At 42.6% G+C, this 21720-nt stretch carries 25 protein-coding genes; 7 read left to right on the top strand and 18 right to left on the bottom strand.

From position 1 onward, the window contains the following. The first annotated feature begins 84 nt into the window (after positions 1-84). Both AC4MRV_RS04665 and yciH read left to right on the top strand, forming a co-directional pair. The gene (locus tag AC4MRV_RS04665) at positions 85-465 is read left to right on the top strand and encodes a DUF3319 domain-containing protein (RefSeq protein ID WP_491186259.1); all 381 of its coding nucleotides are present in this window, start codon (positions 85-87) and stop codon (positions 463-465) included. Positions 466-471: 6 nt separating this feature from the next. Beyond that, positions 472-783 (top strand): stress response translation initiation inhibitor YciH, encoded by a 312-nt coding sequence (yciH, locus tag AC4MRV_RS04660; protein WP_491186258.1) that lies wholly within the window; start codon positions 472-474, stop codon positions 781-783. Positions 784-918: 135 nt separating this feature from the next. On the opposite strand, the gene AC4MRV_RS04655 is transcribed toward yciH, so the two are convergent. The 11 genes from AC4MRV_RS04655 to AC4MRV_RS04605 all read right to left on the bottom strand — a co-directional run bounded on the left by AC4MRV_RS04655 (position 919) and on the right by AC4MRV_RS04605 (position 10759). Further along, positions 919-978, bottom strand: coding sequence for a hypothetical protein (locus AC4MRV_RS04655; RefSeq protein ID WP_491186429.1), 60 nt, complete (start codon positions 976-978; stop codon positions 919-921). A gap of 340 nt (positions 979-1318) precedes the next feature. Beyond that, positions 1319-1723, bottom strand: coding sequence for a hypothetical protein (locus AC4MRV_RS04650; protein ID WP_491186257.1), 405 nt, complete (start codon positions 1721-1723; stop codon positions 1319-1321). Between the two features lie 560 nt (positions 1724-2283). Then, positions 2284-2436 carry a YoaH family protein gene (locus AC4MRV_RS04645; RefSeq protein ID WP_491186256.1) on the bottom strand — a complete coding sequence of 51 codons (153 nt, stop codon included), beginning with the start codon at positions 2434-2436 and terminating at the stop codon, positions 2284-2286. A gap of 69 nt (positions 2437-2505) precedes the next feature. Then, positions 2506-3672, bottom strand: coding sequence for a conjugal transfer protein TraF (locus tag AC4MRV_RS04640; RefSeq protein ID WP_491186255.1), 1167 nt, complete (start codon positions 3670-3672; stop codon positions 2506-2508). Between the two features lie 60 nt (positions 3673-3732). Next, complete coding sequence (locus AC4MRV_RS04635) at positions 3733-4605, bottom strand: DUF2861 family protein (protein WP_491186428.1); 873 nt, start codon at positions 4603-4605, stop codon at positions 3733-3735. Then, entirely contained in the window at positions 4605-5264 is a 660-nt protein-coding gene (gene vxrB, locus AC4MRV_RS04630; protein WP_491186254.1) for a response regulator transcription factor VxrB, read from the bottom strand. Before vxrB ends, AC4MRV_RS04635 begins: the two co-directional genes overlap by 1 nt. Then, positions 5239-6702 carry a sensor histidine kinase VxrA gene (gene vxrA, locus AC4MRV_RS04625; RefSeq protein ID WP_491186427.1) on the bottom strand — a complete coding sequence of 488 codons (1464 nt, stop codon included), beginning with the start codon at positions 6700-6702 and terminating at the stop codon, positions 5239-5241. The genes vxrB and vxrA overlap by 26 nt, the downstream gene beginning before the upstream one ends. 140 nt (positions 6703-6842) lie before the next feature. Further along, positions 6843-8237: a Re/Si-specific NAD(P)(+) transhydrogenase subunit beta gene (pntB, locus tag AC4MRV_RS04620; protein WP_491186253.1), complete on the bottom strand. Its 1395-nt coding sequence runs from the start codon at positions 8235-8237 to the stop codon at positions 6843-6845. Positions 8238-8249: 12 nt separating this feature from the next. Then, positions 8250-9800 carry a Re/Si-specific NAD(P)(+) transhydrogenase subunit alpha gene (gene pntA / locus AC4MRV_RS04615; RefSeq protein ID WP_491186252.1) on the bottom strand — a complete coding sequence of 517 codons (1551 nt, stop codon included), beginning with the start codon at positions 9798-9800 and terminating at the stop codon, positions 8250-8252. Positions 9801-10099: 299 nt separating this feature from the next. Next, the gene (locus AC4MRV_RS04610; protein WP_491186251.1) at positions 10100-10378 is read right to left on the bottom strand and encodes an HlyU family transcriptional regulator; all 279 of its coding nucleotides are present in this window, start codon (positions 10376-10378) and stop codon (positions 10100-10102) included. 12 nt (positions 10379-10390) lie between these two features. Next, positions 10391-10759, bottom strand: coding sequence for a late competence development ComFB family protein (locus AC4MRV_RS04605; RefSeq protein ID WP_491186250.1), 369 nt, complete (start codon positions 10757-10759; stop codon positions 10391-10393). Positions 10760-10971: 212 nt separating this feature from the next. Between AC4MRV_RS04605 and AC4MRV_RS04600 the strand changes: the two genes are divergently transcribed. Beyond that, positions 10972-12207: a GGDEF domain-containing protein gene (locus AC4MRV_RS04600; protein WP_491186249.1), complete on the top strand. Its 1236-nt coding sequence runs from the start codon at positions 10972-10974 to the stop codon at positions 12205-12207. Between the two features lie 10 nt (positions 12208-12217). Here AC4MRV_RS04600 and AC4MRV_RS04595 read toward each other — a convergent pair whose 3' ends face one another. After that, a complete protein-coding gene (locus AC4MRV_RS04595) occupies positions 12218-13204 on the bottom strand; it encodes a Solitary outer membrane autotransporter beta-barrel domain (RefSeq protein WP_491186248.1) in 987 nt (328 codons plus the stop codon). Positions 13205-13280: 76 nt separating this feature from the next. Continuing rightward, positions 13281-14213 (bottom strand): GGDEF domain-containing response regulator, encoded by a 933-nt coding sequence (locus AC4MRV_RS04590; protein ID WP_491186247.1) that lies wholly within the window; start codon positions 14211-14213, stop codon positions 13281-13283. Between the two features lie 165 nt (positions 14214-14378). On the opposite strand from AC4MRV_RS04590, the gene AC4MRV_RS04585 reads away from it, so the two are divergent. Further along, a complete protein-coding gene (locus AC4MRV_RS04585; RefSeq protein ID WP_491186246.1) occupies positions 14379-14816 on the top strand; it encodes a DUF3069 domain-containing protein in 438 nt (145 codons plus the stop codon). A gap of 38 nt (positions 14817-14854) precedes the next feature. Here AC4MRV_RS04585 and modC read toward each other — a convergent pair whose 3' ends face one another. From modC to AC4MRV_RS04565, 4 genes are read right to left on the bottom strand one after another with little or no spacing between them, the layout of a single operon-like run. Then, positions 14855-15952 carry a molybdenum ABC transporter ATP-binding protein ModC gene (gene modC, locus AC4MRV_RS04580; protein WP_491186245.1) on the bottom strand — a complete coding sequence of 366 codons (1098 nt, stop codon included), beginning with the start codon at positions 15950-15952 and terminating at the stop codon, positions 14855-14857. Continuing rightward, on the bottom strand, positions 15949-16641 hold the full coding sequence (modB, locus tag AC4MRV_RS04575; RefSeq protein WP_491186426.1) for a molybdate ABC transporter permease subunit: 693 nt from the start codon (positions 16639-16641) through the stop codon (positions 15949-15951). The genes modC and modB overlap by 4 nt, the downstream gene beginning before the upstream one ends. A 12-nt stretch (positions 16642-16653) precedes the next feature. Further along, entirely contained in the window at positions 16654-17400 is a 747-nt protein-coding gene (gene modA / locus AC4MRV_RS04570; protein WP_491186244.1) for a molybdate ABC transporter substrate-binding protein, read from the bottom strand. A 5-nt stretch (positions 17401-17405) separates the two neighbouring features. Then, positions 17406-18869 carry a cobyric acid synthase gene (locus AC4MRV_RS04565; protein WP_491186243.1) on the bottom strand — a complete coding sequence of 488 codons (1464 nt, stop codon included), beginning with the start codon at positions 18867-18869 and terminating at the stop codon, positions 17406-17408. A 158-nt stretch (positions 18870-19027) separates the two neighbouring features. Between AC4MRV_RS04565 and AC4MRV_RS04560 the strand changes: the two genes are divergently transcribed. Both AC4MRV_RS04560 and AC4MRV_RS04555 read left to right on the top strand, forming a co-directional pair. Beyond that, on the top strand, positions 19028-19402 hold the full coding sequence (locus AC4MRV_RS04560) for a YgiW/YdeI family stress tolerance OB fold protein (RefSeq protein WP_491186242.1): 375 nt from the start codon (positions 19028-19030) through the stop codon (positions 19400-19402). Positions 19403-19496: 94 nt separating this feature from the next. Beyond that, positions 19497-20015: a hypothetical protein gene (locus AC4MRV_RS04555; RefSeq protein ID WP_491186241.1), complete on the top strand. Its 519-nt coding sequence runs from the start codon at positions 19497-19499 to the stop codon at positions 20013-20015. A 49-nt stretch (positions 20016-20064) separates the two neighbouring features. Here the strand turns inward: AC4MRV_RS04555 and cra are convergent, their stop codons facing one another. Beyond that, positions 20065-21048, bottom strand: a complete 984-nt coding sequence (cra, locus tag AC4MRV_RS04550) for a catabolite repressor/activator (RefSeq protein ID WP_491186240.1) — start codon at positions 21046-21048, stop codon at positions 20065-20067. 391 nt (positions 21049-21439) lie between these two features. Here cra and AC4MRV_RS04545 point away from each other — a divergent pair. Then, positions 21440-21720 (top strand): PTS sugar transporter subunit IIA (locus AC4MRV_RS04545; RefSeq protein ID WP_491186239.1); only part of this gene is annotated, 281 nt, incomplete at its 3' end.

The raw sequence follows: 21720 nt of genomic DNA, 5'->3' as shown, positions 1-21720 counted from the left end.
ACCATGAAATATCAGATAAATATACTTGATAATGAAAGATATACAATTATTATTAAACTAACTAAATACTACAAAATGATGACTATGGCTGCTGCAACATATCGAGGTTTTACCCTCAAAACGGCTGGAAGCTCGACAGAGATCTGGCAGGTACAGATTAAACAACACGTGCTGTCGGGGAGTATGGCAGCTGTGAAGAAGAGCATCGATTGGTTTTGTGATACGGCAACTATCATTGATCCAAAAGAGTTTAGTTCTCTAGCGACTAAAAAGACGCAGTCTGAAGGCAAACCATCTCAAGAAAATTTCAACGGTTACACAATTAAAAACGATACCGGTGACGTAAATGGATGGTACTGTTTCTTTAATGGTCGATTGATTAAAGGTGGTAAGCTTGCTATTCAGAAGCATATAGAGGCATACTTACTCGCTAAGCAAAAAGCTGAACAGCAACAAAAGAAGTAGTAGTTTATGACACTTGTATACTCGACCGATGTAGGTCGTATTAAACCAGAAGAAGAAAAGATTCAGCGCCCTAAAGGTGATGGGACAGTAAGAATTCAGCGTCAAACGAAAGGCCGTAAAGGCAAAGGTGTTTGTATAGTAACTGGTTTAGACTTGGATGATGCGCCATTAAAACTTATGGCTGCTGAACTAAAGAAAGTATGTGGATGTGGCGGTTCAGTTAAGGACGGCAACATCGAGATTCAAGGTGACGCCAGAGACAAAATTAAAGCGCACCTAGAGAAAAAAGGTCTTACAGTTAAGCTTGCCGGCGGATAGAGTCAACTAATAGAAGTTTGTTAATCTTTGATTATCAAACTGATTATTAGGTTTTTTATGGTAAATCGATTATGTTGAATCGCTACCAGAGTAAGAATAGAGCACACGGTGTGCTCTATTAATAACAAATGTGATTTAACATAACGTACATAATGCGCACTGAGCTATAGCTTCATTAGGGATGCCTATCCACATAGGTAATCCCACGCAATTAATTGATATTCCATGTAAACCGCGTCCTTAAACTTTTTTGCAATGCTTTCCCACATCGCTTTAATGTTCGGATTATCGTTGCATCTTTTGATCCTCGCAGCGTCTGTAAGCTTAATCAGAGTAAATTCTTTACCCATAAGCATTACGTTCGTTTCACTGAGAAAATGTACAAGATTCTAAAAAGCCCAAAATCTAACGTGAGTTATTACTATCGTTGATAAAGAGCTAACCCTTGCGACAATCTGGTGACAGAAATTGCCTTAAAACCAATCTCTGTCGAACAACAGATCAAACGGAGTTGTTTAATGATTTAGTTACATTGTCACTTGCTTGTTAGCGCTCTTTTTACTGGCCCAAGTTGCCAATCGTTGTATACATATGAGCGCGCTCCTGTCATATAGCGAAGATTAACGTTCCGATTCTCTACGATTAACTCAGCAAACAATTCGTTCTCAGCACGGTTCTTTGGTTTGAAGCTAAGGACATCATCGTGACAGGTCCGTGAAAATTCTAACGGAGTACCATTAACTAAAATACTGACTGACGAGCTATCAACAAAGTAAGGTTCGACCCCACATTTAATCCCCGTCAGGCTCATCTCAAGTTGTTTGTCATTCGTAACTGATAACGTAGGCAAAGAGATTGAACTGGCAATGATGTCATTGGCAGAAACAGAGAACGGAGTAACAAACGCAATTATAACAGCTGGTAGTAATCTTCGATTCATAACGCCTCAACGCATGGTTTGGTTCTAGTGAAAGAATAACAAACATGCCGATATTTTAAAGCCAGTCGCGCAACACCAGTGATTTCCTTCCATAGTTAGATTTACCCTTAGTGACGTCATAACAAGAAAGCATAATACGCTATGCCGAAGTGAGCGCTTGCACACGCGAGTTTAATTTTTGTAATTTAATTACATGCGATCAAAGCTGTCATGTGAACACAGGATTATGCTTCACAGTAAGTTGTTGATTTTGTGTGGTTTGTTTCTTTTGTTGCTCGTCTTGCTGTAACTTTCAGTTTGGTTACAGCCCTTGGCTCAAGGCTGCATAGTTATTCACTTGCTGATTTTTCCGGTAGGCCCTGCCTATCCAGTCAGTGCTATTCGTGCATGCTCGCGTTATAGTGCGCTGGTTGATAGTGACGGTGTAACGAAGGAGTTTAAGAGTTTAATACTCTCTAAGTTTTAGCGACTTGCTATCGCGGTAGGAAGGGATTGCGGTTGGTCGAATAGAAAAACTATGTGCCCTAGCCTATTTAGCTTGGGCACATCTTTAGAGGGGGTTATTGATTTGCGTTTTTTGCTTCTTCTCGGATTTGTTCAGCAACAACTTTGATCGCTTGTGCTGTGCTCATTCCTTCAGCCATCAGCTTTTGAATTTTTTCAACGGCTTCTTGTTGCTCTGCATGAGATAAAGGAGGTAGATCATCAAACATTAAAAAGGCTCCTAATTGTTTAGGAGCCGACTATATTATGTTTTAGTTGGTAAAACCAGTGGTGACGAATTAGTAACTGGTTAAGAAATTAATGTAAGCGCCCATAGAGTTTTCATTTGTATAGCTAGCACCGATGTCCATTTGAAATAAGTTGAGTGGTGATATACCGATACCCGCAGTTATAGTGTCATCTAAATTGTCATATGCTAAGTTCTTCTTCCAACCTGCACGCAACTTGAGTTGGCGCATGATGTCAATTTCCCCACCAACACGTAGCATTTGAGTATTGTCGTCGAAATTTGTATAACGTTTCTCTTCATTCAAGTCATAGTCAACGCTGATAGTAGCGTAATCAGCAACTAAGCCGACGCCAACCGTGTAAAGTGGTCTCATCTGGTACGAATATGAAAGCGCCGGGTTTGAAGGTATAATCGAAGTTACTGTTTTGGTATCAATGTCACGGGCCATAAGGTTGTTAGCTGATATCCCGGCACGTAACGGACCATAGAACCAAACAAAACCTGCGTCAAAGTTGAGCATGGTTTCCCCTGTATCATTGTCTCTAACGTCACTTAAACTGTAGTTAGACAAGCTTGCTTCATAAACATATGTATAGATTCGTTGAAGTTTTGGCGTTACGCCGAAAGCAATGTGTTGACCCAAAAATGTTTGGTACTTCGCAAGAGACAGGCCAATCTCTGTAACACCGACAGATACAGCATTTACAGTACTATTTTGTGCATTCTCTAGTGTTCTTAAGCTCGAGTCCGGGTTTGTACTCGCCGTTGAAATAACGGGATTTACAAAGGTTTCGTAATACGCTTTACCATACAAATTAGCTGCAACAAAACGATTTGGTAGCGCGAACGCAACAACACCGCCAATCTCAGCTTTAAGCTGATCGCCTTCCATGTTATCAAGTGTTGTCTGTAATTCCGCAGCTCTTGCTGGATCAGCCGCCGCAATAATTTCCGAAGCTGTATCTAAGTCATCAACCAACGTGTTTTGATCGTCATACAGTAAACCAAAACTTGGGGTGATCATGCCAATGTCGTCGTTGCGGCGATAAATAGCCGTTAACGCGGGGTTGTAAAAAGGTGCAGTAAGGAAGTTTGCTGAAACAACACCAACTCCCCCCATCGCGTCACCACGGGCTTCAATCGCGTAGTTGGCCGCAGTCGCAGATGACGCGAAAATTGCTAAAGATAGTGGCAGTAGTTTTATTGTATTTTTCATATCGATATAAACAACTTGAGTCCTTTAAGCCTATATCGACATATTGTGGAATATCTTTAGTTATTCCTCTAGTGAAACATCATAAGTTTTACTGATTATTTGGGATTGCTCTACAATAACGGGCCCCTGCCAGCGTGCGTGATTTACGGATATTGCAAGTACGTAGCGACCAGGTTCGACTACATTTGACTCTAACGTCGTTGGGTAATCAGACTCGTAAGTTTGGTTCCACACACGATTGTATTTACCATCTACAAAGTCATACAGCTCAGTCTCTAGCTTAGGTAGTGGGCAATGTGGATTAAGCAGTGCGTTTTTTTCAACTTTCCACTGATCTTTCGATTGCCAGCGCACTGATACCTTTGCTTTTGGCTCGCCCAGTACCAACCAAGAACTCCATGATGTCTGGTCCTTGGCGGTAACATCGATTCTATATAACCCCATTTTCATTCGGCTATTGAGGTTATAGCGCTTGATGTATTTGGTGACACTGTCACCTTGTGCAATTGTCGTTAATGAGCTATCTGTTGATAAGCTCTTTGTAATCCATTTGCTTAGTGTGATATCAGCGATCGCTTTATCAGATTCTACGTCAATGATTGCTCTGTAAGTGTCCCTACCCGGACTTTGGATATCAGAGCGACGAACCGCTACCTTTTTTAGCCAGGTTGGCAGAGGTTTCGTATCTAGCCCTTTACCACAATCTACCTCTAAAGATTGCAAAAACAGGTCATTTAGGTGTGGGTTGATGGTTTGGTTTTTTTCTAACTGCCACACTTCTACCAAAGAAGAGAACATTGCAGGCAAATCATCATTTAATAGATGTTTGTGAGCCTGAGTTAACGGAGTGTTGCTCTCAAACCACGGCACTTCGACTGAATAACTTGGTGCACTGAGCAGCAGCGCACCAATTAAGGGATAGACTTTCACGATTACGCTTTCATCTTGTAACCAACGCCGCGTAGAGTCTCGATTTCTAATCCCGGCAGTTTTTGGCGAAGCTGCAATACGTGAGTATCAACAGTACGGGTCGTTGGGAAGTGGTTGTAACCCCAAACATGGTCTAGTAATTCATCGCGGGTAAATACTCGACCTAAGTTGCTTGCTAGGAAGAGTAATAGGTCGAATTCTGTACGTGTTAACGTGATGGTTTCTTCTTTGTAAAACACTTCACGTGTTGCTTTATCGATAAGTAGATGCTCTGTTTTTACTTTCGTATCATCTTGAGCTTCACCTTCAGGCGCGCGTAACTGAGCACGGATCCGTGCAAACAATTCTGCTTCTGCAAACGGTTTAGTTAGATAGTCATTTGCACCTGCATCTAATCCTGTAACTTTATCTTTTACAGTAACTAGTGCCGTCAACAAAATTACAGGAACATCTTTGATTTGTTTCCACTCTGGCAAATGAGACACTGAGTCACCATCAGGTAGTTGGCGATCAAGAATGACCAGATCAGCCTTATCCCAATACTGAGCCACATCTGCGATAGTTTCAGAATGGAAGCACTCATATCCCGCTTGTTCTAGGCTCACTAATAGGCCATCAGCTAAGTTTTTGTCGTCTTCAACGAGAAGCAGTGTCTGTTTCACAAGGTATCTCCAAAATAAACGTTGTCGGTGGACCAATTAGGAACATTCGTCCTCCCATTCGATCAACCATAGATTCAACGATTGTTAAACCTAAACCAAGCCCGCTTTTACTTACGAAAGGTTTACGTAAATGACGCCAGTCCTTTTTCGTAAGAGCCCCTTGGTCTATAACTTTAACGGTGAGCAATTTGTCTGAGGTAATAACCTCTAAAGTGACAGGTGCTACACCGTACTTTACAGCGTTGCGTATCAAGTTATCGATGCATGTGCCTAGCCAATATACATTTAGCTTGGCGGCAATATCTTCATTGATAACAAACTCAACGTTGCCGTTAAACTCTTCTTCGACTTTAAATTCAAGCCATTCTTGTACAGATGGTACCCAATCTGTCGCTAAGGGCTTATTATCTGATTGCAAATAATCTTTACTAGCCTCTGCTAGCTGTCTTAAGCGACGTGAATCTTCACAAAGGCGACGAAACTCGTCATAAACAGATTCAGGCAGTTTCTCAAACTCTCGTCTGAACCCTTCTACAGTTAGCGATAAACTGGCAATTGGTGTTCTTAATTCATGCGTTAAGATTTGCAGGATTAACATCCGGCTCTTCATTTCCTGGCGCTTGGTGTTCCATCGATAAACTGACCAACCTAACACTAGCAGTATATTGGCTATAACCAACGCGACCATGCTTATACGCAAAATATCGGAATGGTCTTCCACATCCCAACATAGGTTACCGCGTTGTACGAAACAGCTACTAGATGAACTTCTCAAATTGAAAGATAAACCTGCTGTATCGATATTTTGCTTCCAAACTTTCTCTGGGAAAACGAGGTAACTATCGTTTTGACGTAACCACAGCTCATTTTGTTCCATAAACATACTGGCACCTGCGATCAAGGAAAGCATGGTGTCCTCGTTCATTCCCTGTAAGCGACCAAGTAATGAGTTTGTTGGTGCGACAGGTCTTTCCTTGATGTGCATATATTGCTGAAGTTTATCAAGCTTGTCTGGATGAAGGGCTACATAGCGATTGGCGTATGTGCCACCGCCTGGGTGGATAAGCGCGCTGCGAGCGAACCACTTGGAGCTTAAAGTGTTACCTTTACACATTGCACGGGTAAAGACTAATGGCTCAGTGATCAAAGGGCTTAATGGTAATTTTCCGGTACATTTTTTAGCGAGTAGATAAAGTCGCTGTATATCCCTAAGAGGATAAGCCGATGTTTGGGGAAGCATTGACTCTGGTGTCAAAAGCCGTGTTGGGTAGTCTGATTGCAAGTTACGAATATCGTATGACTCGACGGCTTGTGATTCATCAAACAGGTCGACGAATTTATCAATACGCTCTGGTAATGAATCTGCATGCGCCGCCGATACTCCTAGAGCAAAGCAGAGTAATGATGTTTTAATTGCGGTCTTAATCAATGCAAAAATTCGCTAAATCAGTAAGTTAGATGCAGAGTAAATCATTATCGCAAAAATATAAATCTCAATTGTGATATCTATGTCAATAATGATACTTATAAAATGAAAGAAGCCAGCATAATGCTGGCTTCTTAAACTTAACACTTATCTTACAGAGCTTTAGATATCGCGTCTACACTATCTTTGGCATCACCAAATAGCATTTGGGTGTTTTCTTTAAAGAACAGTGGATTTTGCACACCGGCATAGCCTGTATTCATCGAACGTTTAAATACGATAACATTTTGAGCGTTCCATACTTCCAATACTGGCATACCAGCAATAGGACTGTTTGGATCTTCTAGCGCCGCTGGGTTAACAGTGTCGTTTGCACCAATAACAAGGACTGTATCTGTCTCAGTAAAGTCGTCGTTGATCTCGTCCATCTCTAAAACGATATCGTAAGGCACTTTCGCTTCTGCCAACAATACGTTCATGTGGCCAGGTAGTCGACCAGCTACAGGGTGAATACCGAAACGAACTTCTACGCCCTGTGCTCTAAGTTTTTCAGTGATCTCATGGACTGGGTATTGAGCTTGAGCTACAGCCATGCCATATCCCGGAGTAATAATCACTGACTTAGAATTCTTCAGCATTTCTGCAACTTCCTCGGCCGAAGTTTCACGGTGTTCACCTTGTTCGACATCTTCAGAAATAACGACTTCTTGGCCGAAACCACCAGCAATCACGCTGACAAATGAACGGTTCATTGCCTTACACATAATGTAGGACAGAATAGCACCGGAAGAACCAACCAACGCGCCCGTTACAATTAGAAGGTCATTCGCTAGCATAAAGCCCGCTGCCGCTGCTGCCCAACCAGAGTATGAGTTAAGCATTGAAACAACTACCGGCATATCTGCACCGCCAATGGATGCAACTAGGTGATAACCAAACGCGAAAGCGATTAGCGTCATAACAATTAACGCGAACATGCTTCCATCTGCTTTTACGAAGTAAATCATAAGTAGCGTAGAAACAACGATCGCCGCCAGGTTCATTTTGTGTTTATGCGGCAAATTAAGTGGCGATGAAGAGATAATGCCTCTCAACTTACCAAATGCCACAACAGAGCCTGTAAACGTTACTGCGCCAATAAATACACCTAAGAAAACTTCAACTAAGTGAATGACGTGCGCTGCGTGAGCTTCTTGGGGATTTAATGAGGCGATTACTGGAGCATCGATATAACTGTTGTAGCCAACTAAAACTGCTGCCATACCCACAAAACTGTGAAGGATCGCAACAAGTTCAGGCATTTCGGTCATCTCGACTTTTTTTGCATAATGGATACCGATACCACCACCGATTACCATTGCTACGATGATCCAACCCAAACCTTGAGAATCTGGGCCAAAGATCGTTGCGATCAAAGCGATCGCCATACCCGCGATGCCGTAGTAGTTACCCGCTTTCGCAGATTCTTGCTTCGACAAACCAGCTAAGCTAAAAATAAAGAATAAAGCAGCAACAATGTAAGCTGCTTGTACTAATCCTGCAGACATTCCTATTACTCCTTAATCTTTACGGAACATTTCAAGCATGCGCTTGGTGACGGTAAAACCACCGAAAATATTGATACTCGCAATCAATACCGCAATAAATGCCAAGACTGATACGGCACCATTACCTTGGCCTATCTGAAGCAATGCACCAACAACAATGATGCCTGATATTGCATTCGTCACTGACATCAAAGGTGTGTGTAGAGCGTGAGTAACGTTCCACACGACATAATAACCAACGACACAAGCTAGTACGAAGACTGTAAAGTGAGCAAGAAACGCAGCTGGTGCGACAGATGCGATCCACGCAAAAGCACCTAGGCCAACGACTAACCCAGCGATCTTCTTAACTGGTGATACTGGCTCTTCCACTTTAGGTTCTGGTTTAGCTACAGGAGCTGCTGGCTTTTGCTCTGGCTGAGCTGACACCTGAATTGGTGGAGCTGGCCAAGTTACTTCCCCATCTTTCACTACAGTAACACCGCGCAAAACAACATCTTCAAAATCAATGTCGATATTACCGTCTTTTTCTTTACACAGAAGTTTAAGAAGGTTAACTAAGTTAGTTGAATAAAGTTGAGAAGATTGAGTTGGTAAGCGGCCAACCATATCCGTGTAACCGACAACCTTTACTCCGTTCGGAGTGGTGATCACTTGATCTGCTACGGTGTATTCACAGTTACCGCCATTAGCTGCAGCCAAATCGACGATAACGCTACCCGCTTTCATGCTATCTACCATTTCTTTGGTAATAAGCTTGGGTGCTGGGCGACCAGGTATTAATGCCGTAGTAACAATAATGTCAACGTCTTTTGCTTGTTCTGCGTACAGTTCAGCGGCTTTCTTATTGAACTCGTCAGACATTTCTTTAGCGTAACCGTCTCCAGCACCAGAATCTTCTTTGAAGTCAACTTCTAAGAATTCTGCACCCATAGACTGAACTTGTTCTTTAACCTCAGGGCGAACGTCAAAAGCACGAACGATGGCTCCTAGGCTACCCGCAGCGCCGATTGCTGCGAGACCTGCCACCCCTGCACCAGCAACCAAAACTTTTGCTGGTGGAACTTTACCGGCAGCCGTTATTTGGCCTGTAAAGAATCGACCAAACTCATGTGCCGCTTCGACCACCGCTCGATAACCAGCGATGTTTGCCATAGATGAAAGCGCATCCAACGACTGAGCTCTTGAAATACGTGGCACTGCATCCATCGCTAACACGTTAATGTTTTTACTCGAAAGCTTTTCCATTAACTCAGGGTTTTGAGCTGGCCATATAAAACTAACTAGGGTTGCACCATCCTTGATTAAAGCGATTTCGTCAGTTTCCTCGTCGGAAATTGGCGCATTAACTTTAAAAATCAGATCAGATTGCCAAACCTCATCCTTTGATACGACTTTTGCACCTGCACTTTCAAATGCAGTATTGTCAAAACTCGCTAATTCCCCCGCTCCAGACTCGACGACAACATCGAACCCTAACTTCAATAACTGCTCAACCGACTTTGGCGAAGCAGCCACTCGCGTTTCTCCCGCAAGTATTTCTCTTGGCACACCAATTTGCATTAGCTATTCCTTGACTATTCGCAACGTTAATTGTTTTCTTTTTGTCCAACTCATTTATACACTTCAAGTAAAATGTCACAAATAGACAAATTCTCATTACATATAACTGTTGGTAATGAAACATCATGCTTTTAGATTCGTTTTTTACAACCCGCACACCCAGTGCATAGAGGTCGAACCAGTTAAGCAAAATGACCGTTAAAACAATAGATTAAATGTTGGTACAAAACAAAAAGAGCCATCAGCATAACGGCTAATGACTCTTAAATTTATGATGTTTGTCAACTTGGAATGCTAAATCACTGAAAAATGTTATCGCCCATTTGATCTATGAACATTTGTGCTTTTTTCAGCATAAACTCGTCGGCATCTGCTTGACTAGCTAGTACATCAGACCGAATGAAACGGTGAACTTTGAGCTCTCCCCCAATTTCTTTCGTTATACGGCCAGCGATACGATACTGACCTCCCTCTTGGAGCGCTTCTTGATAAATGAGGTATCCTTTGTAATTAATTGGCTCTACCTCAACGGGTTGTGCTGGTGTTTTACTGCCAAACAAGCGAGAAAATAACCCCACTACTAGCTCCTTTTATTTCTTGTCTTGACTGAGGATGGGTCTTTCAAACCACTCCAACTCAATATCATCGTCAAAGTTAGGTTTACTGAAAATGATAGGGATATCATCATTGCGATTTTTCCGACGGTCGTCAATGACCATTGGCATAGCTGCAGCGACAGCGTTTATTGCATATTTTTTTAATGTTACCAGTCGCTCTTCAGGTAAAGCCGACAAAAAATCGATATCATGACGAATATAAACAGGTCTCAGCTGACTTAGAGCTAGGCACGCCAAATCAGCAAGTTGCTCATGGTTAAAGTTGTCATTGTACTCTGGTTGAGCAAGAACCTGTCCTACTAACGTTTCCATGTAATTGTGAACATCCACACTAATCTGCATAAACCTTAACTCCTTTAAAGTGTATTGTTATCTGTGTGTTCTAAAGTAATCTATCTAAACAGCCTTATTAATGTCGATATTTTGTACATTAATCATTCATACAACCAGTTTTCAACTATAAGTTTAGTAAAAAGCTTGGAAATTCATCAAATCAAAGTATTCTAAGCGAATATATTTACTTTTTAGTTAGTAATCTTAGGCTTGATTCAATAATGTCATTCTCTATCGTCACTACACATTGGTTTCGCCTTGCGTTTCCATTGCTATTGTTGACGTTTATCTACACCGGCCTCGAATCGGCGATATTTTTCACTCGGTCTAACCTCGGTATTCTGAGTAACTTGCCCTATGTTTTGTTCTTCTGTTGCTTTGCCCTTTCGCATGCATTCAAGCAAAGCCGTATAGCGATGTGTTCGGCAGCAATGCTTGCTGCTTATTGGTATATTCAATACCGTTTGCAAACGCCTTTATCTGCAGGCACTACCATTCTTGAGTTGTCCCTTCTAGCATTCATATTGCCCGTAGCACTAGCGCTAGTATTTAGTCACAAAAATAGAGCTCTATTTTCAAAATCTTTCGCTATTTACCTTGTTACATTAAGCCTGTTGGTTGGATGGTGCTATTTAATCCTTGATCACTTTACCAAAGGTGGGTTCGATAATATCAATAATACCTTCCTATTTGTCGTGCCAAATGTCTCAAAAATTCCTTTTATTTTAGTTGTTTACTTGCTAGCAATGGTCTTAACGTTTGCTATTTGTGTTGCAAGTATGAATCGAATCGTTGACGTAGTGATTTACTCTTCAGCGTTGCTCTCGTCTGTGACGTTTGTGTTCTTCCACGTACCATATATATCCAGCATGATGTTTTCTTTGTCGGGTATTCTTCTGCTGATTTACCTACTGTCAGCAAGCTATGAACTGGCATTCAAGGATCTGCTTACTGATATACCTGGGCGATTGGCACTGGATTCAGACATTCGGCATTTAGGCAAAAAATTTACCATCGCAATGATAGATATCGATCATTTTAAGTCGTTTAACGATACCTATGGCCACGATACCGGAGATGACGTACTTCGTTTAGTAGCAAGTAAAATGAAACATATTGGTGGCGGAGCGAGAATCTATCGTTATGGTGGTGAAGAGTTTACGGTCTTGTTTAAAGGGAAACTTGCCGATCAAGCTCAAGATCATTTAGAGCTACTTAGAAGTACTATTGAGTCATACGATATGATTCTGCGAGATCTTGACAGTAGGCCTAAAGACAAGAAGATTGGGCAAAAGAAACGCGGCAAAAACAAGAACGGTGATCTAGTAAACATCACTATTAGCATCGGGGTTTGCGACAGCTCTGAATCAACCAACTTTGAGGCTGTACTTAAGAGAGCAGATGAAGCTCTCTATAAGGCGAAAAAAGGTGGTCGTAATCAAGTCTGCATCAGCTAAGGAAGTAGGTTTAATCAATTTGGTTAAAGAAGAAGACAATACTGCCTCCTCGCAGAGCACTTCCATAGTTGATGTTTAAACCGATACCCACGTTGTCGATTAGGTCCGAGCGAAATGGTGGGGTCATCAACCAGCCAACGGAGCCTTCATAATAATAAGGAGTGCCAAGTGGTTCACTGGTATCCCCTCCTATTTCGATTCGGCGCAAGCTTGCGTATATTGATTGAACACTTTCACCCAGTCGACTGACGTTGTAATAGACTTCTGCTCCGTTGGCCATGTACCATCCCTCTGGGTTGCCTACATCACCATTGTTTGCTTCGCCCCATCCAACCCCATAAAAATAGTGGAATGTAGACGAAAAGTTCCAGCTTCCCCACTCCGTTAGTTTTAGGTATTTGGCTTCGATATGAGGCTCGTAACTTAGCGCCCATGCATCGGTATTAAACAGAATGCCATCAACTTGTGGTTTTATGTACTCATTAGACAAATCGCTTCGATAGTCATGACTATTCCTAAAGTATTGAAGATGCAGCCCAATACCCGGTGTAATGGTCCATGCATCGGTGATTCTGTAAGCGTAGCGATATGCAGCAAAGCCACCCAATATGTATTCATCATTAAAGTCTTCTACATCAATAGAAGGTATATCAAAATCTTGACGAGAACGAATAGCGGAAAATCGAGTAAACAACGTCTGTTGGTGATCAGCATCCAAAGGGCTGAGCTCAATTGTATAAGGAATTGTCGTTACGGCGATCTGTTGACGAAGTCGAACTGACTCTTCAGAGCCAATTTCTTCATTCTGTAGGTTAAACCAATCGTTAGGGTCAAAGTCATGAACACCGACAGTAAACACATCACTGTCGGTCAATACGATTGAGGTAGCAAAGGCCTGCTCAAGGTAGTTGCGAAAAGCATCATTGCCGCTTGCTTGCAAGCTGACAGGTAGCGCAATTATAGCTGGGAGTGAACGAACAAAGCGTTTAAGCTTCATAGGTAATGGAATCAATGGTACAGAAAATAATTGAATAAATTACTTTTAATCTATGACGACCGCAAGTATCAATTACTTAATCGACTATTTGAAAACAATTTCTACCGGCTTGTTTTGCCTTATACAGGGCTTGATCTACCTTGTGGTACAAGGATTCGGCACTTTCTCTACCATTAGGAGACAAATGCAACAAGCCTTGTGACACTGTCACTAGGTTAGAGGCGTCACTATAATCGTGAACGATGTTGAGACTTGCTAATTTATTCTGGATTCTGGTGGCATCAGTAAGAAGTTTTTCACGATCTGTATGGCTAAGGAGTACAACAAATTCCTCACCGCCATACCTTCCGACTATCTCGCCTCCACGCACAAACAGTTCAGATAGGGCTTGAGCAATACTTTTCAAGCAGCGATCACCTTGTATATGGCCGTAGTTGTCGTTGTAGGCTTTAAAATGGTCCACATCGAGCAGAATGATACTAAGGGGCAAGCCATGGCGTCCATGTACTAATATCATCTCATTCAGCTTTTCATCAATGTAGCGTCGATTCTTAACGTTGGTAAGACCATCTTCTTGTGCGAGTTTAGCTAGAGCTTCATTGGCTTTCGCTAGAGCGATAGATTTTTGTTTTAATTCGCGTCGCATAAAGGCGATACGTTGCATTGCAATCAGCTTAGAATTCAACACGACCTTGTCTACGGGCTTGATAAGATAATCGTCGCCTCCAGCGTCGATGGCTTTGGCTATCATCGTTGGTTCGTCGTGACTGCTTAAGAAGATAATCGGTACCCATTCAGGGTACAGTTCACGGATTTTAGTGGAGAGCTCGAACCCGTTCATATTTGGCATTGAGACGTCCAACAGAATCAGCTCAGGCTCAAATTGCGGGTATATATCTAATGCCTGCTCTCCTGAACTGGCCATCTCTACCGTATGTCCCAATTGTTTGAGACGTATTGCCATCTGCATGCGTTCCATCTGAACATCATCGACAAGCAAAATTTTCATTGATGAACCAGAGGCTTGTAACATTCGGTTTATCACTATCCGTATATGATGAGGTTATAAGCAAATCATACTTCAGGTAAGTAGATTCAGCCAACTAAGGTTGACTTTTATCGCTAGTTTTTTACGATAGCGCCGTTAAACACACATTTTTTAAGAGAATATATAATGTCTGACGTTAATCAAACAGAACAACCAACTGTAGACTTAGCAACTGTTTCTGCTGAACTTCGCCAAGTTATTGAATTTGATGAAGTACCTGAAGCAATGCACAACATGGTAACGTCAATCCATGAAGTTTCAGAAGAAGCAGTTCGTGAAGCTTGGAATGAACTTCCAAACAGTGCGCAAAATGTACTCGATAACTTCGAGCAGTTCCACGCACTAATTTCAGTAAGTCAGGCGTTTGCAGGTATTAATGTTATGGAAGAGTTCCCAACTCTAAACCTACCTGAAGGCATGACTGATGAACAAAAAGAAGAATACCGCGCTCAACTGCTTGACCAAGTCCTACACAACTGTGTGAAAGATATGGTTAAGCAAATCAAGAAAGCGCGTCGTGACCCTATTCTAAAGCGTGATTTTACCGACGTTTTCGCTAAGTAATAAATGACAAAAAACGCCGCTATATTGCGGCGTTTCTTTTATGCGATAACCACATCCCTTTGAGTCACACTCACCCCTTTGATCTGCGCGTACAACTCCATCCCTTCTACCAATTGAAGATCGTCCTTCGCCCAGGTTGTAATCGTCGCAACAAGAAAACAAGATTCTGACAGTTTTAATGTGACTGAAACACTTTGTTTATCTGACTGTTGATGGGTTTCTATCGCCGCTACCTTAGACTTAATGATGTTCCTAATGGACGTGCGTTGCGGTTTATCGAACACTAAGGATACATCATTCGCGCGAACTTGAAGCCTTACACTGTCTCCTACGTTGCCATCTATTTTTTGGACCCATAAGCTTACATCTGGTGCTAAATGAACCTTCGAAAGCGCGTAGTCCTCGCTATGCTCAGCGACAATCGCTTCAAACAGCGAACTTTGCTCTGAGAATGATTGCCAAGGTTTCATCGCTTTCGAAGACCACACCTGCTCCAGTGTTCCTGAAGCCGCAATTTTACCGTCATCAATGACAACCATATTTTCTGCAAGTCTGAGGACTTCATTCAAGCTATGGGATACATAGATGATGGGTATCTCAACGCTATGGGCCAGCCGCTCTAGGAACGGAAGCACTTCCCTTTTTCGAGGGAGGTCGAGTGATGCCAAGGGCTCATCCATAAGAAGTATGTTTGGCTTTGACAACAAGGCACGCCCAATTGCCACGCGCTGCTTTTCCCCTCCAGAAAGTTGGTTCGGGTATCTGCCGAGTAATGGCTCTAGGGCCAGTAGTTCAACAATTTGAATAAAGTGCTCTCTATCGTAAGGTTTTACGCCATACAGTAAATTACCTTTTACTTTATAATGTGGGAACAATCGCGCATCTTGAAACACATAGCCCACATTCCTTTTATGCGTAGGAACATCTACCTTAAGCTGGGAATCATAGAGCAGATCTCCATTAATGGATATACTGCCTATGTCCGGTGTACTCAGTCCTGAAACAACATTAATCAAAGATGTTTTGCCAGCGCCAGAACGACCAAAAATAGCGGAAATACCTTTAGGGGGTAATTCCAAATCTATATCAAAACGTTGCTCTCCGAGTTGTTGTTGATACCGGATATTAAGAGTCATGACGCACTGCCTCCTAAACGTGTTTTACTCACACGAGACAACCATTCAGAAACCATCATTGATGCAAGGGCAATGGCAATTGAAATAATACAAAGCCTCATCGCTTCGCTTTCCATGCCTGGTGTTTCAATGAAGCTGTACATAGCAAGTGGTATGGTTTGGGTTTCTCCTGGGATGTTCGATACGAAACTGATCGTTGCGCCGAATTCACCTAAGCTCCTAGCAAAAGACAGCATTGTTCCGGTAATGATTCCAGGAACAATCAAGGGAAGCGTAATCGTAAAAAATACTTTTATAGGTGACGCACCTAGAGTAGACGCCGCTTGTTCCAATTTATGATCAACGCTATCGAAGCTTAGCCTTATCGAGCGAACCATTAACGGTAGAGACACCACAAAGCACGCAACTACCGCGCCCTTCCAGTTAAATGCGAACGAAACGCCAAGTAGTTCATATAACCACTGACCAGCCCATCCTTGCCTTCCCAAGGCAATGAGCAACAAGTAACCGATTACAACAGGGGGTAAAACCAGAGGAAGGTGGATAATACTATCTAATAGGCTTTTACCCCAAAAGTCCCGCTTTGAAAGTAACCAGGCTACAACAATGCCAACAGGGATTAACCAAATGACGGAATAAGCAGCGACTTTTAAACTTAATGTTAACGCTTCAATTTCGTAATCAGACAGCAAAGCTAACACCTACTTAAATCCAAAAGAGTGAAAAGTGGCAAGGGCTTCCTTGCTGGTAAGATAAGACATAAAAGCTTGAGTTGTTTCTCGTTCATTAAAATAGGCGACTGGGTATACAATTGAATCATGCGATGTGCTTGGTAATGTAGCCATTTTTGTGACAGTGTCACTACTAATGGCGTCAGTATGATAAACGATACCTAATGGCGTCTCCCCCCTTTCAACCAGCGCGAGGGCTATACGCACGTTATTTGTCGGTGCAAGTCGAGAGCTGATTTGGTCCCACACGCCTAAATTGACTAGTGCCTGTTTAGCGTAAATCCCCGCAGGTACAGCATTTGTCTGGCCTATTGATAGCCGTCCATCTTCAAGTTTTGTTAACCAAGCTTCCACATCGTTAATATCGAGGCTACCATTGGCACCCTTCGGAGCAACAACCACGAGTTCGTTTGACATCAAGTTGGTGACGTTGTCACTGTTAATTATCCCTTTTTTAACTAGGTAATTCATCCATTTACTATTGGCCGACACAAACAAGTCAGCTGGAGCTCCATTAGCAAGCTGGCGAGCTAAAGAAGAACTACCGCCGTATACGACGGTAACATTTACGTCATGACTACGCTCAAACTGTTCCGTAATTTGGTTTAGCGCGTTGGTCATTGAGGAGGCTGCATACACTCGCAGTTTCTCTTTAGCACTTACGGTAAAGCTTGCGCACAGTAACACAGTGTATATGGCTATTCGATAAAAGGTCATCTAACTTAGAATTCCAGCATTGGCCAAAGCTTATTGAGATCGAGATGCTCTTCTACCGCATCTGCGATACGCTCAATCGCTTTTTCTTGATTTAGTTTGTGGTCGACGGTTGCGATATGATCAAGACCTAACCAGCTTGCAACCGCTGGGACAACTTCCGGACTATCAAAGATACCATGTAAATAGGTACCAAACACTTGATTGCAGTCACTGATTGCCCCTTCCTTAACACCAGAAGCCAGCTTAATTGGAGAAACTTCATTAATGCTGGTTACACCGGCATGGATCTCATATCCTGTGACATTGACCTGATTGTCCCCTAATGTCATCACGCCCTGAACATTGGTCAGGGTTTTATTGGCAGCGAGCTCTGTTTTAAGCCGTAAGAAACCCAAACCTTCTGTTTGACCTGCTTCACCTTCAATCCCTAACGGATCGCTGACGACCTCCCCAAGCATTTGATACCCACCACAAATTCCGATGACCTTACCGCCATATCGTAAATGGCGCGCAATATCTTTATCCCAACCTTGTTGTCTAAGATAATCGAGGTCAGAACGCACAGACTTAGAGCCCGGAAGAATGATCAGATCGCCGTTTGCCAGCGGCTCTCCTTGGCCCACGAAGCGAAGGTTGATATCAGGATTGCTACGTAGTGCGTCAAAATCAGTGTGATTACTGATTCGCGGGAACACAGGCACCAAAACATTTAAAGAAGCGCGTTCACTTGTGATTTGATTACTATTAATCGCATCCTCTGCTTCTAGATCGAAACCATGCAGATAAGGTAATACACCTATGACAGGTTTTCCGGTCTTTTCCTCAAGCCAGTCTAAACCAGGCTGTAATAACGCAATGTCGCCTCTAAATCGGTTAATGACAAATCCAATTACTCGCTTTTGTTCTGACTTGGACAGTAGCTCGAGCGTACCCACTAAGTGTGCGAAAACGCCTCCTTTGTCGATGTCAGCGACGATGATGACTGGAACATCCGCCTCTTCTGCGAAGCCCATGTTGGCAATATCATTCTTGCGTAAGTTAATTTCAGCAGGGCTCCCCGCACCTTCAATCATTACGGATTGGTATTGCTCCTGAAGTCGTGCAAAAGATTGCATCACGTAAGGTAGCGCGAACTCCTTATAACTCTGGTAACCGATAGCATTCATATCAGCTACCGCTTTGCCTTGAACAATGACTTGAGCACCAGTGTCTGTACAGGGCTTCAACAGGACTGGATTCATATCAACATGAGCATCAACACGAGCCGCTACCGCTTGGACGTACTGTGCACGCCCTATTTCGCCACCATCTTGGGTAACCGCACTGTTTAGCGCCATATTTTGCGGCTTAAAAGGAGCGACGTTTATTCCTTTTCTTGCCAATACGCGGCATAAAGCTGCCACGAGAACGCTTTTACCTGCGTCTGATGTTGTTCCTTGCACCATAAGTGCTTGTAGCGTCGATTGCATGGTACCACTGATGATAATTGACTGAATAGACAAAGATAATAGCGGTTTTCGAACCCAATACTCAATAATGAATCGAATATGAATGTTCCTCTCAGACGCCGTTCAAACCAAATGCGGTTTAATGACACCGTTAACCAAAGAAATTAAGGGGATATTTTATGAACGTTAAATCAATTATTCTTAGCACTGTCGCAGCAGTTGTACTTGTACCAACTATCGCACTGGCAAAAGATTCTCACGCGAGTAATGGCATTCGTTATTCTGGCCCGGTAGATGTTGTTACTGTGAGTTCTTTACTCGAAGATACAGGCTACTTTACAGAAAAAGATGTCGTCGTTGATGGTTATTTACTGCGCCAAACTCGAAAAGACGAATTCATATTTTCTGATGGCGAGACAGAGATTCAAGTCGAGCTAGATGATGACATCAATATGACTGAATCAGTAGATGCAACGACTAAGGTTCGTTTGTTTGGCGAATACGAAGGCGGAAAAACGCCAGAAATTGAGGTAGACCACATCCAAATTTTGTAAAACTGTTTCATTATCCGACAATTACGTTACTATTTGGCTTGTATATTGCAAGCCAAATGCAGAGTCAAAAAATTGATGTAAGTCGGAGACTACTTTGAAAAAGTTTATTGTCGCGAGCGCTATCGCATGTGCTGGCCTAACAGGAATGGCACAAGCCAACAACTTTAACTACACCTATGGAGAGCTACGTACGTCAATTGGGCCAGAAAGCACTGGCGTTGAGGTAAGCACATTTCTTACCGAAAACTCTCACTTAGTAGCTCGCATCGACTCACAGTTTGATGGCGACTACGATGTCGCTGGCGGTATTGGTTTTAATGGACCAGTATCGCAATTTGCCGATATCTACGGGCAACTGTTATTGCACTACGTTGACTTTCCCGACGATTCTAGCCGCGACAACCGAACCCAAACAGAAATGAACATCGGTACCCGTATTTGGCTTACGGATCAGATCGAAGCAACCGCTCGAGTTGGGCGTAATAAAGATGCTTCAGTTTTCCATGCGGGAGTGCGCTTCCACTCTACCGAACAATTATCGCTTTCCGCGGAAACTCGTAATAACGGATTGTACGGGCCGCAAATTACGATGTCTGTTCGTTTCCAGCTATAACATGACTGATTTTTTAAATAAAAGCCTAGTTAGTGACTAGGCTTTTATTTTAGTTTCGTCTTACAATTATTTTTCTAGGTACCAGCTCGATACCCGCTTGGTAGCGTTTAGACGCGGCATTAAGCGCAAGAGCCATCGCACTGTCAGCTATCAGTTCAAATTGTTGTGGTAGTGAATTGATTTTTACCGGTAAGAAGTCAAGCAACCTGTTATCGCCAAAAGTGGCAATATTAATTTTCCCTACCAATTTCGGATGTTCTAGCAATACATCTAGCACGCCTTCCAACAACGTATAGGACGTTGTCACGAGCGCATCAGGCAGCTCATTATTTGCGATCCACTGCTCAAGTACTTGTTTTCCATCGATACGATTGAAATGCTTGCCATAACCAAGCAGTGTTTGTGCTCCCGATTGCTTTGCAGCTGATAAAAAACCAAGTTCTCGCTCTTTTGAGATGTTAAGCTCTGGTAAAGCACCGATTAAACCCACCTTGGTTACAGTGTCACCCAGTACGGACTGAGTTAAATCAAAAGACGCACCAAAATCTTCACTAATCACACATGAAAAGTGCTCATCATCGAGTGGGCGATCGAGGGCTATCACAGGCGTTCCGCTATTTTGTAACTCTAAGTAGAAATCACTTGCCTCTGGAATAACACTCGCAACAAATAGCGCATCAATTTTACGACTTACTAAGGCCTGAACAACACTCACTTCTGTCTCAGGGTCATCATCTGAACAAGCAATCAGTATTTGGTAACCTGCCGAGCGAGAATTCTGTTCAAGCAATTTAGCAAGACGCGCATAACTCGTGTTCTCTAGATCTGGAATAATTAGACCAAACGAACGACTGTGCCCTGCTCTCAACGTTGACGCAGCTAAGTCCGGGCGATAGTTATGCTCATTAACCACCTCCATCACTTTACGCTGTGTCTTCTCACTAATACGGTATTTTTGGGCCTTACCGTTAATCACGTAGCTTGCTGTTGTTTTGGAAACGCCAGCTAATTTGGCTACCTCATCCAGTGTCATATTCTCAACCTTGTTCTGTGCGCAGGATCATATTAATACATCAATGATCCTTCGATAAGTTGAATTATATGCTGAACCGATTCAGTATAAAAGCTGAAAGGATTCAGCAAAACTTAAAAATTGACGAGAATCACCAAAATCACTCATTGCAGAGCTTTTTTACTAAGTGATAGGCACAACAAAACAATGATTGATTACCCCCTGATTTAAAAACGGTTTCGCTGAATGCTTTAAAAATTTGCCCAAATGCTGAATCGATTCAGTTAATTGTTAAGCATACTTCTTAGTGAATAAATTGAATTCAGCAACAACAGATACACGTGTTACGCAAACCAAACGCTGCGTAACCAAGATGAATTAGAAATAATGACCTTAAGGCTGGAGAAGCACCATGCTTAAGCTAAGTAAAAACGACATTACCCTATCTCAATCCGCTACAGATAAGTTTGAAGCGATCAAAAGCATCGCGAAAAGCCTGACAGACAAAGGTCTGGTAAAACAAGGTTATGTAGAAGGAATGCTAAACCGAGAAAACCAGAACTCAACGTTTCTCGGCAACGGCATCGCAATTCCTCACGGCACGACTGACACGCGCTCAATGGTGAAAACCACAGGCATTGCTGTACACCACTTCCCAGAAGGCGTTGAATGGGGCGACGGCAACAAAGTATT

The organism is Vibrio sp., from assembly GCF_984391705.1.
The sequence above is the reverse complement of the archived record's forward strand: the minus strand, read 5'-3'. Positions and strand labels throughout refer to the sequence as shown.

What these genes read in the sequence shown, in the direction of transcription:
- AC4MRV_RS04665 (WP_491186259.1), top strand. Translation starts at nt 85, where the DNA reads ATGGCTGCTGCAACATATCGAGGTTTTACCCTCAAAACGGCTGGAAGC.
- yciH (WP_491186258.1), top strand. Translation starts at nt 472, where the DNA reads ATGACACTTGTATACTCGACCGATGTAGGTCGTATTAAACCAGAAGAA.
- AC4MRV_RS04650 (WP_491186257.1), bottom strand. Translation starts at nt 1,723, where the DNA reads ATGAATCGAAGATTACTACCAGCTGTTATAATTGCGTTTGTTACTCCG.
- AC4MRV_RS04645 (WP_491186256.1), bottom strand. Translation starts at nt 2,436, where the DNA reads ATGTTTGATGATCTACCTCCTTTATCTCATGCAGAGCAACAAGAAGCC.
- AC4MRV_RS04640 (WP_491186255.1), bottom strand. Translation starts at nt 3,672, where the DNA reads ATGAAAAATACAATAAAACTACTGCCACTATCTTTAGCAATTTTCGCG.
- pntB (WP_491186253.1), bottom strand. Translation starts at nt 8,237, where the DNA reads ATGTCTGCAGGATTAGTACAAGCAGCTTACATTGTTGCTGCTTTATTC.
- pntA (WP_491186252.1), bottom strand. Translation starts at nt 9,800, where the DNA reads ATGCAAATTGGTGTGCCAAGAGAAATACTTGCGGGAGAAACGCGAGTG.
- AC4MRV_RS04605 (WP_491186250.1), bottom strand. Translation starts at nt 10,759, where the DNA reads ATGCAGATTAGTGTGGATGTTCACAATTACATGGAAACGTTAGTAGGA.
- AC4MRV_RS04600 (WP_491186249.1), top strand. Translation starts at nt 10,972, where the DNA reads ATGTCATTCTCTATCGTCACTACACATTGGTTTCGCCTTGCGTTTCCA.
- AC4MRV_RS04595 (WP_491186248.1), bottom strand. Translation starts at nt 13,204, where the DNA reads ATGAAGCTTAAACGCTTTGTTCGTTCACTCCCAGCTATAATTGCGCTA.
- AC4MRV_RS04590 (WP_491186247.1), bottom strand. Translation starts at nt 14,213, where the DNA reads ATGAAAATTTTGCTTGTCGATGATGTTCAGATGGAACGCATGCAGATG.
- AC4MRV_RS04585 (WP_491186246.1), top strand. Translation starts at nt 14,379, where the DNA reads ATGTCTGACGTTAATCAAACAGAACAACCAACTGTAGACTTAGCAACT.
- modC (WP_491186245.1), bottom strand. Translation starts at nt 15,952, where the DNA reads ATGACTCTTAATATCCGGTATCAACAACAACTCGGAGAGCAACGTTTT.
- modA (WP_491186244.1), bottom strand. Translation starts at nt 17,400, where the DNA reads ATGACCTTTTATCGAATAGCCATATACACTGTGTTACTGTGCGCAAGC.
- AC4MRV_RS04565 (WP_491186243.1), bottom strand. Translation starts at nt 18,869, where the DNA reads ATGCAATCGACGCTACAAGCACTTATGGTGCAAGGAACAACATCAGAC.
- AC4MRV_RS04560 (WP_491186242.1), top strand. Translation starts at nt 19,028, where the DNA reads ATGAACGTTAAATCAATTATTCTTAGCACTGTCGCAGCAGTTGTACTT.
- cra (WP_491186240.1), bottom strand. Translation starts at nt 21,048, where the DNA reads ATGACACTGGATGAGGTAGCCAAATTAGCTGGCGTTTCCAAAACAACA.